This window comes from Parabacteroides sp. PH5-46, from assembly GCF_029892785.1.
Classification (GTDB): Bacteria; Bacteroidota; Bacteroidia; order Bacteroidales; family Tannerellaceae; genus DFXE01.
The window spans coordinates 1-2,491 of sequence record NZ_JARXXA010000034.1; the positions used below are offsets into that span (position 1 = coordinate 1).

General features: G+C 36.7%; 1 protein-coding gene. It reads right to left on the minus strand.

Annotated elements, in window-relative coordinates:
• Positions 1 to 106 precede the first annotated feature (106 nt).
• Positions 107 to 1,918, minus strand: a complete 1,812-nt coding sequence (gene ltrA, locus M2470_RS18370; RefSeq protein WP_280746442.1) for a group II intron reverse transcriptase/maturase — start codon at positions 1,916 to 1,918, stop codon at positions 107 to 109.
• Positions 1,919 to 2,491 lie beyond the last annotated feature (573 nt).

The window sequence follows — 2,491 nt, forward strand, 5'->3', positions numbered from 1 at the left end:
AGTAGGCTAAGCCCCCAGCGCCTTATCATATTTCTATGGTAGGTTTCCAAGCACTCGCCCCCGAACCGGACTTACACCTCTCAGCGTATCCGGCTCTCCACTAAAATTAGCAGTCTATCTTACCCCAATGTGTTCTCTGGTGGCAACTCTTACAGAGAGCAATCGTTTTGCGTCGTCTTGCAATCATCAATCTTTCCCAAGGTTTTTTACCTTCCAGATTTTTAAGTTTTCGGACATGATGCATTATTAATGCTCCTTCACTACCACATAGTTCGCATTTCTCAGCTTTTAGACGGTCAATAAGACTGGTCGTATTCGTGTGATAGATTGTAGGAATTTTATCTACCACTTCCGAGAAGTTTGGAGTTTTTCTTTTGAAACCTTCATTGTAAAAGATACGTGTTTTAATTACTTTCTTACTATTTTCATACCTCACAGTGAAAATACCGTTCTGTACATATCGTTTGGCAATCTTTCCGACAGTAGTCTTATATTTGCCAGCGAATGTCTTGTACATACTGTATTGCATGATATATCTGTAGTGGCTCAAAATAGAACAGTTGTTCGCAATTGAGTAGTAATTGTAGAACCCTCGAATCATTGAGTTATACTTCTCAAGAATCTCTAAATCATCGTTATTTATCGACTGGCTAAAACACTTAGGTTTCCATTGCTCTTTTCCATTATGATATCTAAGTTCCATCATGTTGGAGTCAATCAATTTCTTTTTTATCGTGTCCATTGGCAGTTTTAGATATACCTTTTTGTTAAAGGCTCTAACCATACGACCTAAAGAATCCCTTTTAGTAAGGTTGGATTTACGCACATAAATTTCATACCCAAGAAACTTGGCTGATTTTTCTGTATGGGTAATCAAAGTCTTTTCATCTGACAGTTCAAGTTTAAGGTTCTCAGAAAGGAATCTTGTTATATCCTCTTTGACCTTTTGACTATCAGCTTTACTTCCGATTATACCGATAAGAAAATCATCAGCATATCTTACATATTTCATTCTTCTGTAATCGCTATCCATCTCAATTCCATTTGAAATTGTGGTTCTTTCTTTTTCAAACGCTTTGATTTGTTTTATAATCAATTTACGTTCGACCGTATCTGTTACGGTTTTGAGTTTCAACACAGCGAGTCTTTTTCCATAATCGTATTTTATACGTTCAGGGTTGACTTTGCGCTTATCTCCTTTGTCGAAGTTTTTGATGTAATTCATCATGAACTTATCTAGTCGGTCAAGGTATATATTAGCTAAAATTGGGCTAATGATGCCACCTTGTGGCGTTCCGCTGTAAGTCCTGTGAAATTTCCAATCTTCTAAATACCCTGCCTTTAAAAATTTTCTGATGAGCCTAATGAATCGTTCGTCTACTATGCGTTCTTTTAAGACACTAATCAATATATCATGATTGATATTATCAAAGAAACCTTTTATATCGCCTTCTACAAACCATTTTGCTCCACTGAAAGTCTTTTGAATCTGAGTTAATGCAGTGTGGCAGCTTCGTTTAGGTCTAAAGCCATAAGAACAATTTTCAAATCGCCCTTCATAAATTGCTTCCAGAACCATTCTTACTACTTCCTGAATCAATTTATCATCAAAAGCAGGTATTCCTAATGGACGCTTTTTCCCATTTTTCTTTGGAATATACGTCCTCAAAGAAGGTTGCGGTTGATAGCTTTCATTCTTCAATGCATCTATCAACTTTTCAATGCGTTTAAGATTCATTCCGTCAATTGTTTTTCCGTCTGAACCTTTTGTCATATTGCCTTCTTTCGCATAAATACGTTGATAGGCAACATAGTACATCTCTACATTGAATAAAATTCTGTAAAGTCTTTCAAATTTGTAATTTAAAGACTTGCTGTGTCTTGACAGACTGTTTAATACGTTTTCTGAATTTCTCATAATGTCTCACACATCATTCTTTAATTGTATTAAAAATTTTAGCTGCCTTCCTTCGCCATGTACAAGGCGTTACCTTGCTCGGACTACTATGAAGGCTCCGTTACCACTCCGAATTTTCAGAGACTAATCTCATAGCCTTTCGGCGTTTCGGTATAGGTAATCCCCGTTTATATCATAATAACTTAGCTTGATAGATTGTCGGATATGGTTTCCGTCCTTTATCACTTATTGTGATTGCGTCGTAACAAGTTCTTGCTTTCATTGCTCACTTTCTGCATTGAAAGTGTTACGATACGACGAGTTTAGCTATCTTACGTCGCAGGTACTACAAATGCCGCTTGGACTGCCATTCAATCAATTCGGATTTTATCCTCATATCTATCGTTTCATCTTACCATTCAGTCGCATTTTGATAGCTTAATGACTTATGGCTTTACTGACATGCTACACTCCCTGTCTGGTTAATTTCCCTTTCAGATAAGTCAGTTGATGATAGGTTTTTCAAAGAACACTTACCTAATCTCTTGCTATTGAGATATTTATCATGATACCTTTACGGGCGCACAAGTGATA

What these genes read in the sequence shown, in the direction of transcription:
- ltrA (WP_280746442.1), bottom strand. Translation starts at nt 1,918, where the DNA reads ATGAGAAATTCAGAAAACGTATTAAACAGTCTGTCAAGACACAGCAAG.